The following is an 18791-nucleotide window of genomic DNA, read 5'->3' on the forward strand; positions in this document are numbered from 1 at the left end:
TAGTGGTTGATCAGGGTGCCGATGCCCGCAGTCGCGGGCTCGGGACCGCTGGGCGCCCGAACCAGGCGGTAAGCGCATCGAAGAGTCCCCGGTCGGTGAGGTCATCTCCTACCCAGGCGACATACCCGTCGGGTCGAATCAACACCGCATCCGGAGCAGCGATCGCGCCTAGTACCGGAAGCTCCCAGACACCAGCATATTTCGCGTCAATCGGCAGGACTCGATGCTGCCATCCCGCGATGTCGAAGCGGCCGGGCTCAGCGAGGTTGAGCAGCACCGGCCGGGCCGCATGCAGGTAGGTGAAGACCCGCCGCGGGCCATCGGAGGTAGCCAGGTCCAGATCGGGCATGCGGCGACCGAGTAGCGGGTGTCCCCCACCGAGGTCATAACGAATGTCTAGCCCGGACATCATCGCGGCAAACCTTTTTCGCGGCTCCTCCATCATGAGGAGCTCGGAAATGGTGTCGCTCAACGCTTTTTTGCGGTCGTCCATACGACGCAGCGCGACTTGGGCCATCGTGGTGCGTAGCACGCGGGCAACGATCGGATGGCGTTCGGCATGGTAGGTGTCGAGAAGGCTTTCCGGCGACCTGCGATTGACCACTTGGGCCAGCTTCCATCCCAAATTCACCGCATCCTGGACGCCCGTGTTGAGGCCCTGCCCGCCGACTGGATCATGCACGTGTGCGGCATCGCCGGCGATCAGGACGCGTCCCTGTCGGTACGTCGCGGCCTGCCGCGTCAGATCGGTGAATCTGGAAATCCAAGTGGGACTGTGAATCCCGTAGTCGGTGCCGTACACGGCGGTGAGCGCCGCGCTGAGATCGCCCAGGCTGGGTTCCCCGCCGGCATCGAGCTGCCGCTCGGTCACCACCACCCGTAGCGGACCACCGTCCGGCAACCTGGTGAAGCCGTGGACGCCGAGGGCGTCGTGGCGGACCTGGCCGAGGTTCGGGCCCGATTCGGACCCGACTGCCACCTCGACTTCGGCGATCAGCGCGCTCGTTGTCGGATCCCAGCCAGGGAAGTCGATACCAACCGCCCTGCGGACCAGGCTACGTCCTCCGTCGCACCCCACGACGTATTCCGCACGCAATGGCGGGCCATCAGACAGCGTGATGTCGACTCCGTTGTCGTCCTGGGTGATATCAGTGACTTCACATCCGCGATAGATCCGAACCCGCAGCTCGGCAACCCATTCGGCGAGGATCCGCTCAATGCGGTTTTGCCACAACGCCAGGCCATAGTTGTGTCGGGTGGGAAAGTCGCTGATGTCCAACGGGATTGCGGCAAATCGGGCGACCTGCGTGGCAGTACCTTGCGCGAGGAACCGGTCGGCGATGCCGCGCTGATCAAGAACCTCGATGGTGCGTGAATGCAGGCCGCCGGCACGCGAGCCAACCAGATCCTGGCTGACCCGTCGCTCGACGACGGCAACGTCAACCCCTGCCAACGCCAACTCACCTGCCAACATCAGCCCTGTCGGTCCTGCACCGACAACCACCACCGCATGGTCAGCCATCGGTTCGAGCCCGTTTCGCGATCGATCCGGCGACGACGGCTTTGGCATTTCGCAACCCCCAATTCCCACAGATCCCGTTCTTGGCCAGCGATTTTGCCCCCACCCCCGGTCTTGCCGCAAGCCCCCCAGTGCCCTATAAATTGAGAGTGGGGGGCAACTAGGGCTTGCCACTTTCCCTTGCCGTCAGTCGCGTCCAGCGGGTCATCGGGTAGCGGTGCCAACAAATGGGCGGGCCCGGGAGCGTCTCCACGGCCGGCGGTCGCCACGATGCGTGCCGATTGCCAGTGACCCGCACACACCGCCGGCTAGGGTGGGCTCTCGTGGAGCCGCGCCAGGATCTTGAATCGAGGAGCTTCGCCGGTACCTGGCGGGTCTATCAGCAGCAAGCGTTGGACGCGTTTGACGCTGACGTCGCCAGCGGGGACAACCGGTGCTATCTGGTCCTGCCGCCAGGTGCCGGGAAGACAATGATCGGACTGGAAGCGGCGCGCCGGCTGGGCCGGCGCACCCTGGTGTTGGTGCCCAACACGGCGGTACAGGCACAGTGGGCCGCCACCTGGGATGGACGCTTTCCCTCGACGGACCCGTCCGCGGCCAGGTGTGGAACCGAGCGCGACCTGGCGTCGGCGATGAACGTGCTGACCTACCAGTCCCTTGCGGTCATCGACGACGAAACGGATTCGGCCGTCCGGCGAGAAGTGCTGCGCAGCCGTGACCAGCAGGCCTTATTGGAGCTGTTGCACCCGAACGGCAGGGCGTTGATCGAGCGGGCGGCAACGTTGGGCCCTTGGACGCTGGTGCTCGACGAATGCCATCACCTGCTGGCCACTTGGGGTGCGCTTGTCGCCGCGCTCGGGTCGGTCCTGGGCCCGCAAACCGCACTGATCGGGCTCACCGCAACCCCGGTAACAGAACTCACCGCCTGGCAGCACACCTTGCATGACGAGTTATTCGGCGCCGCCGACTTCGCGGTTCCAACACCCGCTCTGGTCAAGGAGGGCGACCTCGCGCCCTATCAGGAGCTGATCTATCTCACCGAACCGACGCCGGAGGAACAGGCCTGGGTGGCAACCCATCGGGCTCGCTTCGCCGAGCTCATGCTGGCAGTCATCGACCAACAGGTGGGCAGCATGTCGCTGGCCTCCTGGCTGCGTACCCGGATCGTGGACAGATCAACACGTGACGGCAATCAGATCGCCTGGTCGACGTTCGAACGCGTCGAGCCCGATCTCGCCTGCAGCGGTCTGCGCTTCGCCTACGACGGTCTGATTCCCTTGCCCGACGGTGCCCGCCTGCGCGAACAACACCGGGTTCCCCCCGATGCCCAAGATTGGGTCAATGTCTTGACCGACTTCAGCGTCGGGCACCTGCAGCAAAGCGACGATCCACGCGACGCGCAGGCACTTGCCGCGATCAAGCGGGTGCTACCCGGCTTGGGCTACCGGCTGACCAGTCGCGGCGTACGAGTGGCCACCTCCCCGATAGATCGGGTGTGCGCACTGTCGGAGTCGAAGATCGCCGCCACCACACACATCCTCGACACCGAAGACGCCGTCCTGGGATCGGGACTGCGGGCGCTGGTGTTGTGCGACTTCGAATCGATGTCAGGCACCCTCCCGACGTCGCTGAAGGGTGCGCCGCTGAGCAACCAGTCGGGTTCGGCCCAGCTGGTCACCGCCATGCTCGCGGCGTCCGACAGCCGGCGGAACAGCCCCCTCAACGCGCTTTTGGTGACCAGCCAAACCTTCGCCTGCCCGGCCGCGATCGCAACACAGCTGGTCGACTTCTGCGCCGAGCGCGGCCTGCTCGTGACCGCCGAGCCACTCGACACCCAACCCGCCCTGCGGACGCTGCGCGGTGGCGGCACCTTCACGCCCCGAACCTGGGTGGCGCTGGCTACCGAATACTTCCTGGCCGGACATTCCCGCGTCATGATCGGCACCCGCGCGCTGCTCGGAGAGGGATGGGATTGCGCGGCGGTCAACGTCAACATCGACCTGACGAGTGCAACCACCCAAGCTGCGATCACGCAGATGCGGGGCCGGGCAATTCGCAAGGACACCAACGACGCTCAGAAAGTCGCCAACAACTGGTCGGTCTGCTGCTTCACCACCGAACATCCGCGGGGGGACGCCGACTACCTGCGGCTGGTCCGCAAGCACGACGGGCACTACGCGGCCAGCCCACAGGGGCTCATCGAATCCGGGGTAACGCATTGCGACCCGGCGCTGTCCCCATACAGTCCACCGGCCGCCGATGCCCAGGCCATCACCGCGCGCGCCCTGCAACGCGCCAGCCAACGGGCCGAAGCGAGGACCTGGTGGCGGATCGGCGAGCCCTATGAAGGTATCGATGTCGCGACCATCCGAGTAAGAGCCGCGCACCCGTTTGGCGTCGCCGCACCCCGCATCGCGGCCTCGGCATTGACCCCGCCGGTACCGGGTCACCCCAGTCCGGCGCGGTTTGCCAGGGGTGCGCTTGCCGGCGTCTCGGCCATCGGTGCCAGTGCCGGCGCCGCCGTCACCGCGGTCAACTTCGGTCCGCTGGCGGGGGCCACCACCGCGGGCGGCATCATCGCAGCGGGCGCCGCACTGTTGGCGACGGCCGCCGCCGCCGAAAGTCGCCGCCTCGCCCACGCACCCAACGCTCTCGAACAACTCGCCGCCGCCGTCGCCGATGGGCTCAACGCGGCAGGCGGCGCCGAAAGGGGGTCCGAAGCGCTGCGGATGACTTCGGATCAGGACGGATGGATCCGGTGCGAGCTGGGCGATGTGCCCACCGAGCAGTCTCGCCGGTTTACCGAAGCCCTCGATGAGCTGCTCGCGCCGCTGACCGAACCGCGCTACCTGATCGGGCGCAAGATCCTCACACCGCCGTCCGGGCGTTTCGCCCGGGGAATCTTCGCCGCCCGCGCCGCCATGGGGCTTCCGCTGCCCGGGGCGATCGCCTGGCACGCGGTACCGAGGTGGTTTGCCCGACGCAAAGATCGCAGGCAAAGCCTGGCCCAGTCGTGGCGACGTCACATCGGCCCGCCCCGACAGCTGCCGGCGGATTCACCGGAGGGCCAGGCGATTCTCGATCTGTTCCGCGGCGACAACCCGCTGTCGGTGACCACGCAGCTGCGCACGACCTGGCGGTGAGCCGGCGCCGTTGTCAGATCTTGTCAGATCGAGCGCGCCCGATCACCGTGATTACGGGTGCGGTCACGGCTCGCCCAGCCGCCGTACCGCGGCGGCGATCCGCTCCTTGGTGGCGGTCAACGCCACCCGCACGTGTTGGGCCCCCGCCGGACCGTAGAACTCACCGGGGGCAACCAGAATGCCGCGCTCGGCCAGCCAGGCAACCGTGTCCCGGCATCCTTCGCCGCGCGTCGCCCAGAGGTACAGGCCAGCCTCGGAATGGTCGACGCTGAACCCCGCGGAGGTCAACGCCGGCAGCAGCACCGCACGTCGTTGCGCATATCGCTCCCGCTGCTGCTTTTCGTGATCGTCATCGTCCAGCGCTGCGACCATGGCGGCCTGCACCGGCGTCGGCACCATCATCCCGGCATGTCTGCGCACCGCCAGCAGCTCGGCGATCAGTTCCGGATCCCCGGCGACAAAACCCGCGCGGTACCCGGCCAACGACGAACTCTTCGACAGCGAGTGCACTGCCAGCAACCCGGTGTGATCGCCACCGCACACCGCCGGATGCAGCACCGACAGCGGCTGGGCATCCCAGACCAAGCCCAGATAGCACTCGTCAGAGGCCACGATGACGCCCCGTCCGCGCGCCCACTCGACTACCTTCTGCAGGTGCTCCATGCCCAGCACACGGCCGGCGGGGTTGCTCGGAGAGTTCAAATACAGCAGGGCCGGCGATTGCGGGCCCAACTGAGTCAACGAGTCAGCCCGCTGCACCCGCGCGCCCGCCAGCCGCGCACCCACCTCATAGGTCGGGTACGCCAGCTCCGGAACCACCACCGCATCCGCGGACCCCAGACCCAGCAGTGTCGGCAACCAGGCGATGAACTCCTTGGTGCCGATCACCGGCAGGACCGCCGACTCGGCCAGCTCGGTGATGCCGTACCGGCGAGCCAAGGCGGCCACTGCGGATTCCCTCAGGCCAGCGGTGCCCGCGGTGGCGGGATAGCCCGGCGAGAAGGCGGCGGCCGTCAGCGCTTCTTGGACCAGCGGCGCGACGGGATCCACCGGGGTACCGACGGAGAGGTCGACGATGCCGTCCGGATGCGCCCCGGCCCGCGCTTTCGCCTCGGCCAACGTGTCCCAGGGGAATTCCGGTAGTGACGCTGAAACGCGCAAGCTGCGGCTCCGGGGATCTAGTGGCCCGCTCAGTCTTCTTCCTTCTTCGCCCTGCGGCGGCAGATCCTTGACCACCTGGGGGTCGTTCTCGGTCATACCGACCTTGGCGGCGCCGCCGGGAGAGCCAAGTTCTGCGAAGAAATCTGCGTTGATCTGCGTGTACTGGCTCCACTGCTCAGGCACATCGTCTTCGTAGTAGATCGCTTCGACGGGACAGACCGGTTCGCAAGCTCCACAGTCGACGCATTCGCCGGGGTGGATGTAGAGCATCCGGGCACCTTCATAGATGCAGTCGACCGGGCATTCTTCGATGCATGCCTTGTCCTTGATGTCGACGCAAGGCTCGGCGATCGTGTACGTCACGGACGTCTCCTCAACGTGTCCTTTGAGTACTGCTTGATGTGGGCTGTTACTCGCCTGGACCCGGGCTTCTTCCGAGCCACGGTTAGGCCGAGCGTTCGGTTACTGATACTAGACGTTGCATATACAACACAACTAATTGGCACGCTCGTCGGGGTCCGCCGCCTATATGCACCTAGTTGCATAGCACCCCGGGGGTGCGATCTATGCTGCGCGGGTGGCACTACCACACGCGATATTGGTATCGCTGTCCGAACAGGCCGGCTCGGGCTATGAACTGGCCCACCGATTCGATCGCTCCATCGGACACTTCTGGACCGCCACCCACCAGCAGATCTATCGCACATTGCGGTTGATGGAGAGCAACGGCTGGGTGCATGCCAAGCCCGTGGTCCAGCACGGCCGACCCGATAAGAAGGTCTATTCGGTATCCGACAATGGCCGCCAGGAGTTGGCCCGCTGGATCGCTGAGCCACCCAGCCCGACCCGTCCTGGCCGCGCGAGCGCGCTGACCGACAGCAGCACTCGCGACATCGCGGTCAAGCTGCGCGGTGCCGTCTATGGCGATAGGGAAACGCTGCGCAGCCAAGTCGCCGCGCTGCGCGCCGAACGTGTCCAGGCGCTAGACACCTACCGCGGAATCGAAAAGCACAGCTTTCCGGATCCGTCGGCACTCAGTGGCGCCGCGTTGCATCAGTACGTCGTGCTGCGCGGCGGAATCCGGGCCGAAGAAAGTGCCATCGAATGGCTCGGCGAGGTAGCTCAAGCACTCGAGGAGAAATGATGACCAGTCCCTACCCAAATCTGTTGTCTCCGTTGGATCTCGGGTTCACCACACTGCGTAACCGCGTGGTCATGGGTTCGATGCACACCGGATTGGAGGACCGGCCCAAGGACACCGACCGACTCGCCGAGTACTTCGCCGAGCGGGCCCGCGGCGGCGTCGGAATGCTGATCACCGGCGGGTACGCACCCAATCGCACCGGTTGGCTCTACCCGTTCGCCTCCGAACTGGTGACGCCGGCCGAGGCCCGGCGGCACCGGCGCATCACCGGTGCGGTGCACGACGCGGACGCCAAGATCCTGCTGCAGGTCCTGCACGCGGGACGCTATGCGTATCACCCCTTTCGGTCAGCGCTTCCTCGATCAAGGCCCCGATCAATCCGTTTCGGCCGCGCAAACTGACCTCGCGCGGCGTGGAAGCCACCATCGCGGACTTCGCGCGATGCGCACAGCTGGCCCAAGAAGCGGGCTACGACGGGGTCGAAATCATGGGCAGCGAAGGGTATCTGCTCAACCAGTTTCTGGCGCCCCGAACCAACAAGCACACCGACTCGTGGGGCGGGACACCGGCCAAACGCCGCCGATTCCCCGTCGAGATCGTCCGGCGCACCCGCGCCGCGGTCGGCCCCGACTTCATCATCTGCTACCGGATGTCGATGGCCGATTATGTCGAGGGCGGCCAGAGCTGGGACGAAATCGTGGCGTTGGCAACCGAACTGGAATCAGCCGGTGCCACGATCATCAACTCCGGTTTCGGGTGGCACGAGGCGCGAATTCCAACGATCGTCACCTCGGTGCCCAGCGGCGCGTTCGTCGACATCAGCAATGCGGTAGCCGAGCAGGTCAGCATCCCGGTGATGACATCCAACCGGATCAACATGCCTCAGGCCGCCGAGCAGATCCTGGCCGACACCGACGTGGCGCTGATATCGATGGCCAGACCGATGCTGAGCGACCCGGAATGGGTGCTCAAAGCGCAGTCCGGCCGGGTCGACGAAATCAACACCTGCATCGCGTGCAATCAGGCCTGCCTTGATCATGTCTTCGTCAAGAAGAAGGTGTCCTGTCTGCTCAACCCCCGAGCCGGACACGAAACGCTGTTGACGCTGTCCCCCACCCAACGTGCCCGCACCGTGGCCGTCGTCGGGGCCGGCCCGGCCGGCCTGGCGGCGGCGGTCGCCGCCGCCCAGCGGGGCCACCGGGTGACATTGTTTGAGGCCAACGACTTCATCGGCGGCCAGTTCGACCTGGCCCGTCGCATTCCGGGTAAGGAGGAATTCAACGAAACCATTCGGTATTTCTCCACGATGTTGGCCAAGCACGGCGTCGACGTACGGCTGGCTACCCGGGCCACGGCCGACGAGCTGACCGGCTACGACGAGGTGGTGCTGGCCACCGGCGTGGCACCCCGGATACCGGCCATCCCCGGCATTGCGCACGCCAAGGTATTGACCTACACCGAGGCGATCACCGGCGCCAAGCCGGTCGGGCCGAGCGTGGCTGTCGTCGGCGCGGGCGGCATCGGGTTTGACGTCACCGAACTCCTGATCACCGAATCGTCGCCCACCCTGAACCTCAAGGAATGGAAGGCCGAGTGGGGCGTTGTCGATCCACAGGAGGCCCGCGGCGCCCTGACCACGGAGCTGCCGACTCCGGCGGCCCGTGAGGTGTATCTGCTGCAGCGCACCAAGGGGCCACAGGGAAAGCGCCTGGGCAAGACCAGCGGCTGGGTGCACCGCGCTTCGGTCAAGGCAAAAGGGGTTCACCAGCTCTCCGGGGTGAACTACGAGCGGATCAGCGACGACGGCCTGCACATCAGTTTTGGCCCGGACCGGCAGCGGCCGCAGCTGCTTGCGGTGGACAGCGTGGTGATTTGCGCGGGCCAGGAACCGGTGCGCGACCTGGAGACCGACCTGCGCAGCAACGGCGTTGACCCACACATCATCGGCGGTGCGGCACTGGCCGCGGAGTTGGACACCAAACGCGCCATCAAACAGGGCACCGAGCTTGCCGCCCGCCTGTGATGGCTACCCGGCTACCCCATTTCGCCTACGGTGAAACTGCCCCAACCACGGCCCTGAACTGCGGATAGTTATAGCCGGAGAGAGTCCTCCGATACAAAGTTTGATAGGAGCAAACCCGCGGGGCCTGCTAGTCTTGATTCAAAGGCGGCAACCGCTGGGCAGATGTCGTCGCCGCGTTGGCGGTGCAATAGCTGGGGAAGGTGTCCACAAAATGAGGCTGTCGTTAACGGGACTGGGTGTCGCCGCTGGTGCTTTCGCGTTGTCGTTGAGCGTCGGCGCGGGGGTCGCATCCGCAAGCCCACTGGATACGGTCATCAACACAACCTGCAACTACGGCCAGGTGATGGCGGCGCTGAACGCCACCGACCCTGGGGCCGCCGCGCAGTTCAACGCCTCGCCGGTGGCGCAGGGTTGGCTGCATTCGTTCCTCGCGTCGCCGCCGCCGCGGCGCGCGCAGATGGCCGCGCAGCTGCAGGCCATGCCTGGGGCGTCGCAGTACGTCGGGCTGGTCGAGTCAGTCGCCTCGTCCTGCAACAACTACTGAGCGGATTAGGCGCCTCCCACGTTTCGGGGGCCGCACACCACGTCACCTAGCGCTCGCGAGGGCTTCCGCGTTTATCGCTGACGTCTGAGCGCTAGGTGTCGCGCTGTTTTTGGGCAGCCGTAGCCGTTCTCATCGCGCCGTCGCCGCTGCGACCTCTCGTCAGCGTGATTGCGGATCTCATCCGGTGCCTGCGCAGTGCCGGGGTCGGGTCAGTCCAAAGCGGCCTGCTCGGCGGCGGCATCCTCCCCGAACTCATCGAAGATCTCGCTGAAATCCCACGCCTGTTGGCTCACTCCGCTGCTGGTATTCGACAGCTGCCCCACCGCTCCCGGGAAATCGCGATTTGCCGACCACATGGATAGCCCGCCGAGGTTGTTCTCATCGGCGAAAGCAGCCAGCTTTTCGGCGTCGGCGAGGGTAAAGACCTCGCTCGGATCGTCGTTGACGCCGATCATGGGTGTCACCTTGATCATCGCCCACGCGTCCTCGCTGGACATCGACGGATACAGCGTCATCAACTGGCCGTGGACGCTCTCGGCGGCTTGAATTGCGTAGTCACCCATCCTGCCCTCGTACTGCAGGCTGGGGTCGAAGTAGTCCATGGTCATGATGTTCACGCGGCCAACATCCACGCCATTGTCGATGGCGATCTGCAGTGCTTGCACCCCGTTGGAGGTCAGACCCGTCGGCATCACGGGAAGGGTGTAGGAAACCTGGACCGGGGTCCCGGCAGCGGCCTGCTCCGCCTGCAGCATGGCGATCGCCTGGGCCTGGTTGGTCAGTGCTGGAACGTTATACAACGCCGCACCCTCAATGTCGAAGTCCAACTTATAGATTCCGTAGGTGTCGGTGACCAATTTGTAGTCCGACGCTAGCGCGGTCGCGTTGGGGGCCGAAACAGCGAGCGGCTGGTTGGCTGCGCCACCGAAGGAGATGGTTGGGTCGATACCGTTTTGCTGCATCTCGGCCATCGCGGAGGTAATCCACGGGTCGTCCAGCGAATAGAAAGTGCCCCAGGACGGATTGCCATCGGCACCGGTGACGATGAAACCCAGTGTGACGTCATCGATTCCCGCGTTGGCTGCACTCGCATAGTCGAACTTCGGCCAAAGGGTCATATCGACGTATGGAGAAAACTCACCCACCGTGGCACCGCCGGTGCTAGTGCCGGCACCGGTACCGGTACTGGTGCCACCACCGGTACCGGTGCCGCCGCCGCTGGCAGGTTGTCCGTTAACCAGAACATTCGTCGGTTCGGAATAGGCGCCAGTGTGCATCGCTTGGAAGCCCACCACGACCGAACCACCTGGCTCGATCGTTTGCGTCCAGGACTCCGGAGTCAGGGTGTAGTGCGTGCCAGTCTGCGTGAGCTGCCCGCTCCACACGCTGGTAATGGATTCGTTTGCAGGCAAATCGAATTCGACCTGCCAGTCAGTCAGCGCGGTATCCCCGGAATTGCTGATCGTGTAGTTCGCAACGAACCCGTTGTCCCACTGCGATGTCACCGTGTACGTTGCGGCAACCTCTCCGTCGCCGACCGTGCCGCCGGTACCACTTCCACCAGTGTCACCACCATCGCCAGTGCCGGTGCCGTCACCGGTGCCGGTGCCGGTGCCGCCCGTGTCACCGGTGCCGCCCGTGTCACCGGTTCCGGTTCCGGTTCCCCCGGTATCACCAGTACCGCTCCCCGTACCACCCGTATCACCGGTCCCGCCGCTCCCGCTGCCAGTACCGCCGGTGCCAGTGCCACCGCCGTCCCCGGAACCCCCGCCGCCAACGGATACTCCGTTGACGATGAGATTCGTAGGCTCCGAGTAAGACCCAGTCTGCGCGCCCTGGAAGCCAACGGTGACCGACCCGCCCGGCTCGATCGTCTGTGTCCACGACTCAGGCGTCACCGTGTAGTGCGTGCCAGACTGGACGAGCTGCCCATTCCACACATTGGTAATGGATTCGTCTGCAGGTAAATCGAATTCGACCTGCCAGTCGCTCGCCGCAGTATCCGCCGAGTTCGTGATCGTATAGCGCCCGATGAAACCGCTGTCCCATTGCGATGTCAGCGAGTACGCCGCCGCCACGCCGCCGTCTCCGGTGCTGGCGCTACTGACTGCGGCGGTGGTAGCGGCTCCGCTACTCACCGCGGCGACGCCACCACTTCCACCAAGTTCGCCACTGCCGGTCGCGGCAGCGGTCGTCGCACCGCTGGCGCCACCACTGCCGGCAGCGCCACCACCACTGATGGTCCCGCCGTTGCCGGTTCCTCCGCTCATCACAGCGCTGCCGGTCGTGGTGTTGGTCGCACCAGCAGCGATGGAATTCGGGCTCACCGCCCCACCACTGGCGGCGGCTTGCCCGCTACTTGCGCCCTCGGCCGCCTGACCGGTGTTGCCGCCGCCACCGGTTTGCGCAACCGAATCACCCTGCGCGCCAACACCACCCATCAGTGATCGAAGGATGCCAGATATCGAGGAGATGTTGGCCGCTTCGGCGTGCTCATAGGATGCCGCACTCGCCGCCAAGGTCTGCAGGAAGCGCTCGTGAAACGCCCCCGCTTGAGCGGTCGCCGTTTGATACTCCTGGGCAAACCCGCCGAACCAAGATGCGACGGCTCCCGAAACCTCGTCGGCAGCCATTGCGGCCACCTTCTCCGTCCAACTCACCGCCGAATTGGCTGCATTCACCGCCGAGCCAACAGCCTCCAAATTCGTTGCTGCCCTGATAGATAACTCGGGAGTTGCGATCAAAAAAGACATAATCCGTCCTTGCCGATCGGTGTGCCACGACCCAGCTAGGTATTGAGAAGTGTTGAAGCGTCTATTGTTAACATCGACATTCTCAGCCGACAAGGCCCGGCGCACTTTTGTCGGTTATTCGACAAACTCGGCACATTGCCCGGGTTTACCAACACGCCAACCGCCCGCGAGTGCCCCGACTCCGCGCTGCCCTAGCAGCCACCCTGGCAAGCATCGCGCCAATCGGGGCAAACACTCAAACTTCCTGCACGGCAATGCCATCTACCTGCGGACGCCCGCCGCCGTCCAGTCGATCAGTTCCCATGAGGGAGATGAGTGCCGTTCCTGAGTGCGGTGCGCGCGAACACACATCGGCGACAGATGACACCGCACGCGATTGAGCTTACTTCCGCCGAGCTCGTGATTGCCCAGCCGCGATGCCCGCTACGCGCGTTCGGCGCAGCGGCGTGCAAATGTCCGACGATATCCGCGGACAACTCTAATAGCTTGCGCGGCAGTATAACTCCACAGCAGTCGGCGCGGCGCCCATTAACGTAATCTCCGGAGGAAACCACCGGGTGCCGGCGACTCGCTAGGCGGCCAACGAAGCGTACGTTGTGGTGCGCTGGCGCGCCGGCCGACCGATCCCCGCGGCGATAGCCGCAAGTTCGGCAGCGGTCTTTGCCGATCCGTGTTCGGAACCGGCCATCCGCGAAATCGTCTCCTCCATCAGCGTCCCGCCCAAGTCGTTCGCGCCGCCGCTGAGCATCACTCGAGTGCGCTCGACACCAAGTTTGACCCAGCTGGTCTGGATGTGGGGAATGCGGCCGTGCAGCATGATCCGCGCCAGGGCATGCACCGCGCGGTTGTCGCGATGAGTGGGGCCCGGCCTGGCCGCGCCAGCCAGGTACAACGGCGAGTTCTGGTGCACGAACGGCAACGGCACGAATTCCGTGAACCCGCCGGTGCGGTCTTGGATATCGCGCAGCACATTGAGGTGGGCAATCCAGTGCCGCGGGCTGTCGACGTGGCCGTACATCATGGTCGATGACGACCGCAGCCCCACCTCGTGCGCGGTACTCACGATCTCGATCCACAGCGACGTCGGCAACTTGCCCTTGGTGAGCACCCAACGCACCTCGTCGTCCAGAATCTCGGCGGCGGTGCCTGGGATGGTGCCCAGACCGGCCTCACGCAGAGCGGTCAGCCACTCGCGGATGCTCAGCCCGCTCTTGGTCACACCGTTGGCGATCTCCATCGGAGAGAACGCGTGCACGTGCATCGAGGGCACCCGAGCCTTGACCGCGCGCACCAGGTCGGCGTAGCCAGTAACCGGAAGTTCGGGATCGATGCCCCCCTGCATGCACACCTCGGTCGCTCCGGCCACGTGGGCTTCCCAGGCGCGATCGGCGACCTCGTCCGCCGACAGTGAATAGGCGTCGGCGTCGCCCTTGCGCTGTGCGAACGCGCAGAATCGGCAGCCGGTGTAACAAACGTTGGTGAAGTTGATGTTGCGGTTGACCACAAAGGTCACGTCGTCACCGACCGCATCGCGTCGCAGCGAATCCGCAAGCGCGGCAACAGCTTCCAAGGCAGGCCCGTCAGCGGTGGCCAGCGCAAGACATTCCTCGTCGGAACAGCCCGCGGGAGAACGCTCGGCGGAACGCAGAGCGGCCAGGACATCGGTGTCGATGCGTTCGGGACCACGGGCGGCCAGCTCGTGCACGTGTGAACGGACCGCATCCCAGTCACCGAAAGCGCTGTCGAGGTCGCTACGCGCCTCGGTGCAGCGTCCCTCTGTGTCGATCGCCGCATTGAGATCCACCCGACCCGACGACGCGACATCGTCAGGCTCCTGCCACGGCAGACCCACCGGGTTGACCTCACGTGCGAAACCAGTCGCCGGATCAGCCAGCGCCACAACATGTCTGCGCACCCGCGGGTCAATCCAGGCGCCCCCCGCCTGCACGTACTTGGGTTGCGCGGTCAACCGCTGCACCAGTTCGTAGCCCGCTCCCGAAGTCACGGCGGCCAGGTCGTCCAATGCGGGCCACGGCCGCTCGGGGTTGACGTGGTCGGGCGTCAGCGGCGACACACCACCCCAGTCGTCGACACCGGCACCGATCAGCGCCACACATTCGTCTTGGGAAACCAGATTCGGTGGCGCCTGAATGCGCATTCCCGGGCCGAGCACCAGCCGGGCGACCGCGACCGTCGCCAGGTAATCCTCGATTCCGGCGTCGGGAACCGCTGCCATTGCGGTGTGTTCCTTGGCCCGGAAGCTTTGCACGATCACTTCCTGGACGTGGCCAAACTCTTTGTGCAACTTACGAATCGCATGCAGCGTGTCAGCCCGCTCGGCCAGCGTCTCACCGATGCCGACCAGCAGACCGGTGGTAAACGGTATGGAAAGCCGACCTGCGTCGGTCAGAGTGCGCAACCGCACCGCCGGGTCTTTGTCCGGGCTGCCATAGTGCGCGAGGCCTTTGGTTTCGAACAGCCGCCGCGACGTCGTCTCCAGCATCATGCCCATCGACGGCGCCACCGGTTTGAGCAGCGACATCTCCGACCAGCTCATCACCCCCGGATTCAAGTGCGGCAAGAGCCCGGTCTCTTCGAGCACCCGGATCGCCATGGCCCGCACATAAGCCAGCGTGGTGTCATACCCGCGCTCGCTCAACCACTCCTTCGCCTCTGGCCAACGTTGCTCGGGACGATCCCCAAGGGTGAACAGGGCCTCTTTGCAGCCGAGTTGGGCCCCCCGCCGTGCGATATCGAGGATCTCGTCGGGCTCCAGATACATTCCGGCGCCCTGGGCCCGCAGCTTGCCCGGGACGGTGACGAACGTGCAGTAGTGGCAGTTGTCACGGCATAGATGGGTGACCGGGATGAATACCTTGCGCGAATAGGTGATCGGCAGACCACCGCCCGTGCCGTGGCGTCCGGCCGATTCCAGACCAGCGTCACGCACTCGGGCCGCGCCGGCACACAGCTCAGCCAGCTGGTCGCCGCGCGCCGACATCGCGACAGCGGCCTCGTCGATGTTGAGCGCAACACCGTCTCGCGCGCGCCGTAGTACCCGCCGCAGCGCCGATGCACTGGGCTTGGGCGGAACGACGGGGCTGGGCAGGGCGGTGGGCTCCTGGCGCGAGGTCAGCGGCACGTTGGTGTAACTTCCCCACGCCCCGATTTCATCCGTGCGTCCACAATTCGAGCCTTGGCGGGTGCCATATGCGCAACAGTAGCGGCAGGGCCGGGCCGGCACTCGACGGACCAGCACGCGCCATGTGTTTGGTGAGTCCGGGGCGAACCGCCGCGGATCGCGATACGCTAGCAGCCAAGTAGGTACAGCAGGGGGTGTTACGCCATGTCGTATGTGGCCGCCGTGCCGGAGGCGCTGACGGCAGCCGCTTCGGATGTAGCCGGTATTGGTACAACCATCAGCTCGGCCAACGCCGCAGCGTCGGCTCCGACGACCGGAGTGCTCGCAGCCGCCGGCGACCAGGTATCAGCCCAGGTCGCGGCCCTGTTCTCGTCACATGGCGAGATCTACCAGCGGCTCAGTTCGCAGCTCTCGACCTTTCACGACCAATTCGCCGCGGCGTTGAACACCAGCGCCAACTCCTATGCATCCGCCGAGGCCAACGCCGCCAAGACCCTGCTGAGTGCGGTGAACAGCCCCGCCGAGAAGCTGCTCGGGCAGCCGCTGATGGGCCAGGGCGGCATCGTGGCCAACGCGGTGAGCAAGGTCCAGAGTGTTTTCGCGGGCGCCGGCTCCAACGCGCTGGGCGCCAACGCCAGCATGTTGGCGCTGGCGCCGACGGGCGGCGCCGCCACCGCGGCGGCCTCCGGCTCGCTGCTGGGACCGATCGCCAGCGCCGCCGCCGCGCCGGCAGCAATCCTGCCCGTGTCGGTGGCCACCGCCATCCAGAACTTCTACCTTGCCGTCGAGCCGTGGGTGCAGTACGGCTTCAACCTCGCCTCGTGGGCGGTGGGCTGGGTGCCATGGATCGGCATCCTGGCGCCTCAGATCAATTTCTTCTACTACCTTTTTGAGCCGATAGTGCAAAGTGGCCTGTTCAATACGCTCGACTGGCTAGACGGCACCATCACGTTCAGTCAGGGGCTGAGCAACTTCTGGTCGGCGACCACGGCGTCGGTCAACCAATTCATCCAAACCGAGATCAACTGGATACGGAACTTCTTCCCGCCGTTCCCGCCGCTGCCGTTCTGAGCAGCTGAGCACCGCCTCGGTCCGCGCGGCTAGGCGCCGTTGGGGCGGTCGCGGACTTGGCGCCGCCAGAGCACCCATCCCGGCGGCAGGGCCCCCAGCACGATCAGGATCAGCGCGCCGTAGGCCATCACTCCACGCCCACCGAGCACCACGTCGTCGCCGGGCCCACCGAAGCTCAGCACCGCCACGGTCGCCAGCCATGTCCACAACGGCAGCGCCGCCACCCGATGCGATGTGGTCCATCGCTCGGCCGCCCAAACCAGCGCGGCGTTGACCAGTCCGCTGATCAGTGCACTGATCGGAAAGGGCACCGAACCCAAGTAGGTCGGCAGCAGCAGAGCCCCCATCAATGCAGACAGGACGCCGTCCACGGCCAACAACGTCAGCACTACGGCACGTATCGCGGGATCGATTGCGCCGGCCTCTTCACTCGAGACGACGCGCGATTGGGTTGCGGTCAGGTCGGGACGCTATCGATCTGGGACAGGATCGAACCGATGACCCACTGCAGACTGTCCAGCCTGTCCTGCCAATGCTGCAAGTTGGGGTCCAGGTCGGGGTCCATACGGGTTTCCTTCCATGGCTGCCTGATTGGCAGCCTACGTGCCAAACCCGGTGAAGCCCAGACCAGCAAGCAGATCTGTTTCCCAGCCACGCTCGTCGCGGGCCCCCGCCCTACCAGCGACAAGCAGATAGTGCTCATCGGCCAGAATCGGCAACGCCATGTTGTTGGACAGCGCACACGCGCGTCCGGACGGGCCGACGGTGACCTGGGTCGCGTGCGCCGCAAGCGCGGCGATCTTGGCCGCCCGCGCGTCCGAATCGCCGGTCACGACGGCGTCGATGCACTCGTCCGGGTAGATAAAGGGGATGTCTTCGGGCGGTAGCACCCACTCCGGCAGTAGATCGTCGGGCGTCAGCGCCTGCCGGCCCGCCAGGAACGCGCTCAGCCCCAAGACGGTCCAGTAGAACTTCGGCACCACCCAGGGGTCACCCGGGTAATCGCAGTCGCCCACCGAACCCGCCGCGGCCACCGCGGCAGTGGTGACGACGTGTGCCTGGACGTGGTCAGGGTGGCCATAGCCGCCGTCGGGGTCATAGGTCACCACGACGTGCGGGCGCAGCTCCCGAATGATCGCGACGAGCGCCCCGACCGCCTCCCGGTCGTCGGCGTCGACGAATCTGCGCCGACTCCGCTGCTCGGTGCCAGCCATGCCCGAGTCCCGCCAGCGGCCCGCACCACCAAGGTAGATGGGCGCATCGACCCCCAGCCGCTGCAATGCCGCGGTGAGTTCACCGATGCGGTAGCCGCCGAGTTGGTCGGCGTGATCGACCGCAAGTTGGGCCCATCGGTCGCCGATAACCTCACCCTCTTCACCCAGGGTGCAGGTGACGACGTGGACCTGCGCCCCGCGCGCGGCGTAATGGGCGATCGTCGCGCCGTTGCTGAGGCTCTCATCGTCGGGGTGTGCATGGACAAACAGCAGGCGCGGTGTCTCAGGCATGGATTCCTTCCCCACCTTCCCTACCCGCCACACACACGGCCGCGGCCCATCCCGGCCACGCGGCCCGTCCAGAAACGCGTAGGCCGCTTGTAATATTTGCAGTGACAAGCGTCAACAACGCAATTGCGTTCGATTCCGAGAAATAAGAGACGCTAACGGCTACTATTGAACGATGGCACAGCTGTCCGAACCCACGCTAACCCCCTACCGGAGCCGGCGACGCGGCGAGGTACTCGAACGGGCCTTGTATTCGGCCACCCTGGCCGAGCTCATCGCAGTCGGCTACGGCAGGCTGACCATGGAAGGGATCGCGGCGCGCGCCCAGACCGGCAAGGCCGCGCTGTATCGGCGTTGGGCGAGCAAACATGACCTGGTCCAGGCCGCGCTGCAATATGCGGTGCCGCCACCCCCGGAACCGCGCCCCGGCCCGTCAGCTCGAGAGAACCTGCTGACCGTCTTCACCGCACACCGCGATGTCCTCGCCGGCAAGACCGAGTTCCCGGGCCTGGTGGCCATCGGCCAGCTGATACACGAGCCCGAACTGCGTGCCATCTTCGCCAACTCCGTGGTCCATCCGCGACTCAAGATCATCGATTCGGTTCTGCGGGCCGCCATCCGCGAAGGTGACCTGGATCCCGACACCGTTACCCCGTTTACCGCACGCATCGGGCCCGCGTTGATGAACCAGCACTTCATCCTCACCGGGACGCCGCCGAATCGGCGGGAATTGGCACTCATCGTCGACACGGTCATCCCCCCAAGCGCCCCGCGCCGTCGGACAGCTGA

10 protein-coding genes and 3 pseudogenes are annotated in these 18791 nt (G+C 65.6%); 6 read left to right on the top strand and 7 right to left on the bottom strand.

Going from position 1 to position 18791, the window contains the following annotated elements:
- Positions 1 to 10: 10 nt before the first annotated feature.
- Complete coding sequence (locus MPSD_RS21785) at positions 11 to 1522, bottom strand: FAD-dependent monooxygenase (protein WP_439951886.1); 1512 nt, start codon at positions 1520 to 1522, stop codon at positions 11 to 13.
- Between the two features lie 320 nt (positions 1523 to 1842).
- Here MPSD_RS21785 and MPSD_RS21790 point away from each other — a divergent pair, with 320 nt between their 5' ends.
- Entirely contained in the window at positions 1843 to 4662 is a 2820-nt protein-coding gene (locus tag MPSD_RS21790) for a DEAD/DEAH box helicase family protein (protein WP_020786312.1), read from the top strand.
- A 63-nt stretch (positions 4663 to 4725) separates the two neighbouring features.
- Here MPSD_RS21790 and dapC read toward each other — a convergent pair whose 3' ends face one another.
- A complete protein-coding gene (dapC, locus tag MPSD_RS21795; RefSeq protein ID WP_174524107.1) occupies positions 4726 to 5823 on the bottom strand; it encodes a succinyldiaminopimelate transaminase in 1098 nt (365 codons plus the stop codon).
- A gap of 42 nt (positions 5824 to 5865) precedes the next feature.
- Positions 5866 to 6186, bottom strand: a pseudogene (gene fdxA / locus MPSD_RS28490) (ferredoxin); the annotation flags it as partial.
- A gap of 214 nt (positions 6187 to 6400) precedes the next feature.
- On the opposite strand from fdxA, the gene MPSD_RS21800 reads away from it, so the two are divergent.
- The 3 genes and pseudogenes from MPSD_RS21800 (at position 6401) to MPSD_RS21810 (ending at position 9534) form a co-directional block, all read left to right on the top strand.
- A complete protein-coding gene (locus MPSD_RS21800; RefSeq protein ID WP_020729884.1) occupies positions 6401 to 6967 on the top strand; it encodes a PadR family transcriptional regulator in 567 nt (188 codons plus the stop codon).
- Positions 6967 to 8990 (top strand): annotated as a pseudogene (locus MPSD_RS21805) (FAD-dependent oxidoreductase). Before MPSD_RS21800 ends, MPSD_RS21805 begins: the two are co-directional and overlap by 1 nt.
- Before the next feature lie 211 nt (positions 8991 to 9201).
- Positions 9202 to 9534 (top strand): hemophore-related protein, encoded by a 333-nt coding sequence (locus MPSD_RS21810; protein WP_012395847.1) that lies wholly within the window; start codon positions 9202 to 9204, stop codon positions 9532 to 9534.
- Between the two features lie 209 nt (positions 9535 to 9743).
- Here MPSD_RS21810 and MPSD_RS28495 read toward each other — a convergent pair whose 3' ends face one another.
- On the bottom strand, positions 9744 to 12287 hold the full coding sequence (locus MPSD_RS28495) for a cellulose binding domain-containing protein (protein WP_086085475.1): 2544 nt from the start codon (positions 12285 to 12287) through the stop codon (positions 9744 to 9746).
- Positions 12288 to 12858: 571 nt separating this feature from the next.
- Positions 12859 to 15429, bottom strand: coding sequence for a bifunctional FO biosynthesis protein CofGH (locus tag MPSD_RS21820; protein WP_020786308.1), 2571 nt, complete (start codon positions 15427 to 15429; stop codon positions 12859 to 12861).
- Between the two features lie 204 nt (positions 15430 to 15633).
- Between MPSD_RS21820 and MPSD_RS21825 the strand changes: the two genes are divergently transcribed.
- Positions 15634 to 16500: a PE family protein gene (locus MPSD_RS21825; RefSeq protein WP_086085474.1), complete on the top strand. Its 867-nt coding sequence runs from the start codon at positions 15634 to 15636 to the stop codon at positions 16498 to 16500.
- Between the two features lie 29 nt (positions 16501 to 16529).
- Here the strand turns inward: MPSD_RS21825 and MPSD_RS21830 are convergent, their stop codons facing one another.
- The gene (locus MPSD_RS21830) at positions 16530 to 16961 is read right to left on the bottom strand and encodes a hypothetical protein (protein ID WP_036426345.1); all 432 of its coding nucleotides are present in this window, start codon (positions 16959 to 16961) and stop codon (positions 16530 to 16532) included.
- A 138-nt stretch (positions 16962 to 17099) separates the two neighbouring features.
- Positions 17100 to 18005: an N-acetyl-1-D-myo-inositol-2-amino-2-deoxy-alpha-D-glucopyranoside deacetylase gene (gene mshB, locus MPSD_RS21835; RefSeq protein WP_020786305.1), complete on the bottom strand. Its 906-nt coding sequence runs from the start codon at positions 18003 to 18005 to the stop codon at positions 17100 to 17102.
- A gap of 172 nt (positions 18006 to 18177) precedes the next feature.
- Between mshB and MPSD_RS21840 the strand changes: the two are divergent.
- A pseudogene (locus MPSD_RS21840) lies at positions 18178 to 18786 on the top strand (TetR/AcrR family transcriptional regulator); the annotation flags it as partial.
- Between the last annotated feature and the right edge of the window lie 5 nt (positions 18787 to 18791).

The sequence above is a fragment of the Mycobacterium pseudoshottsii JCM 15466 genome (genome assembly GCF_003584745.1).
GTDB lineage: Bacteria > Actinomycetota > Actinomycetes > Mycobacteriales > Mycobacteriaceae > Mycobacterium > Mycobacterium marinum.

What these genes read in the sequence shown, in the direction of transcription:
- MPSD_RS21785 (WP_439951886.1), bottom strand. Translation starts at nt 1,522, where the DNA reads ATGGCTGACCATGCGGTGGTGGTTGTCGGTGCAGGACCGACAGGGCTG.
- MPSD_RS21810 (WP_012395847.1), top strand. Translation starts at nt 9,202, where the DNA reads ATGAGGCTGTCGTTAACGGGACTGGGTGTCGCCGCTGGTGCTTTCGCG.
- MPSD_RS28495 (WP_086085475.1), bottom strand. Translation starts at nt 12,287, where the DNA reads ATGTCTTTTTTGATCGCAACTCCCGAGTTATCTATCAGGGCAGCAACG.
- MPSD_RS21825 (WP_086085474.1), top strand. Translation starts at nt 15,634, where the DNA reads ATGTCGTATGTGGCCGCCGTGCCGGAGGCGCTGACGGCAGCCGCTTCG.
- mshB (WP_020786305.1), bottom strand. Translation starts at nt 18,005, where the DNA reads ATGCCTGAGACACCGCGCCTGCTGTTTGTCCATGCACACCCCGACGAT.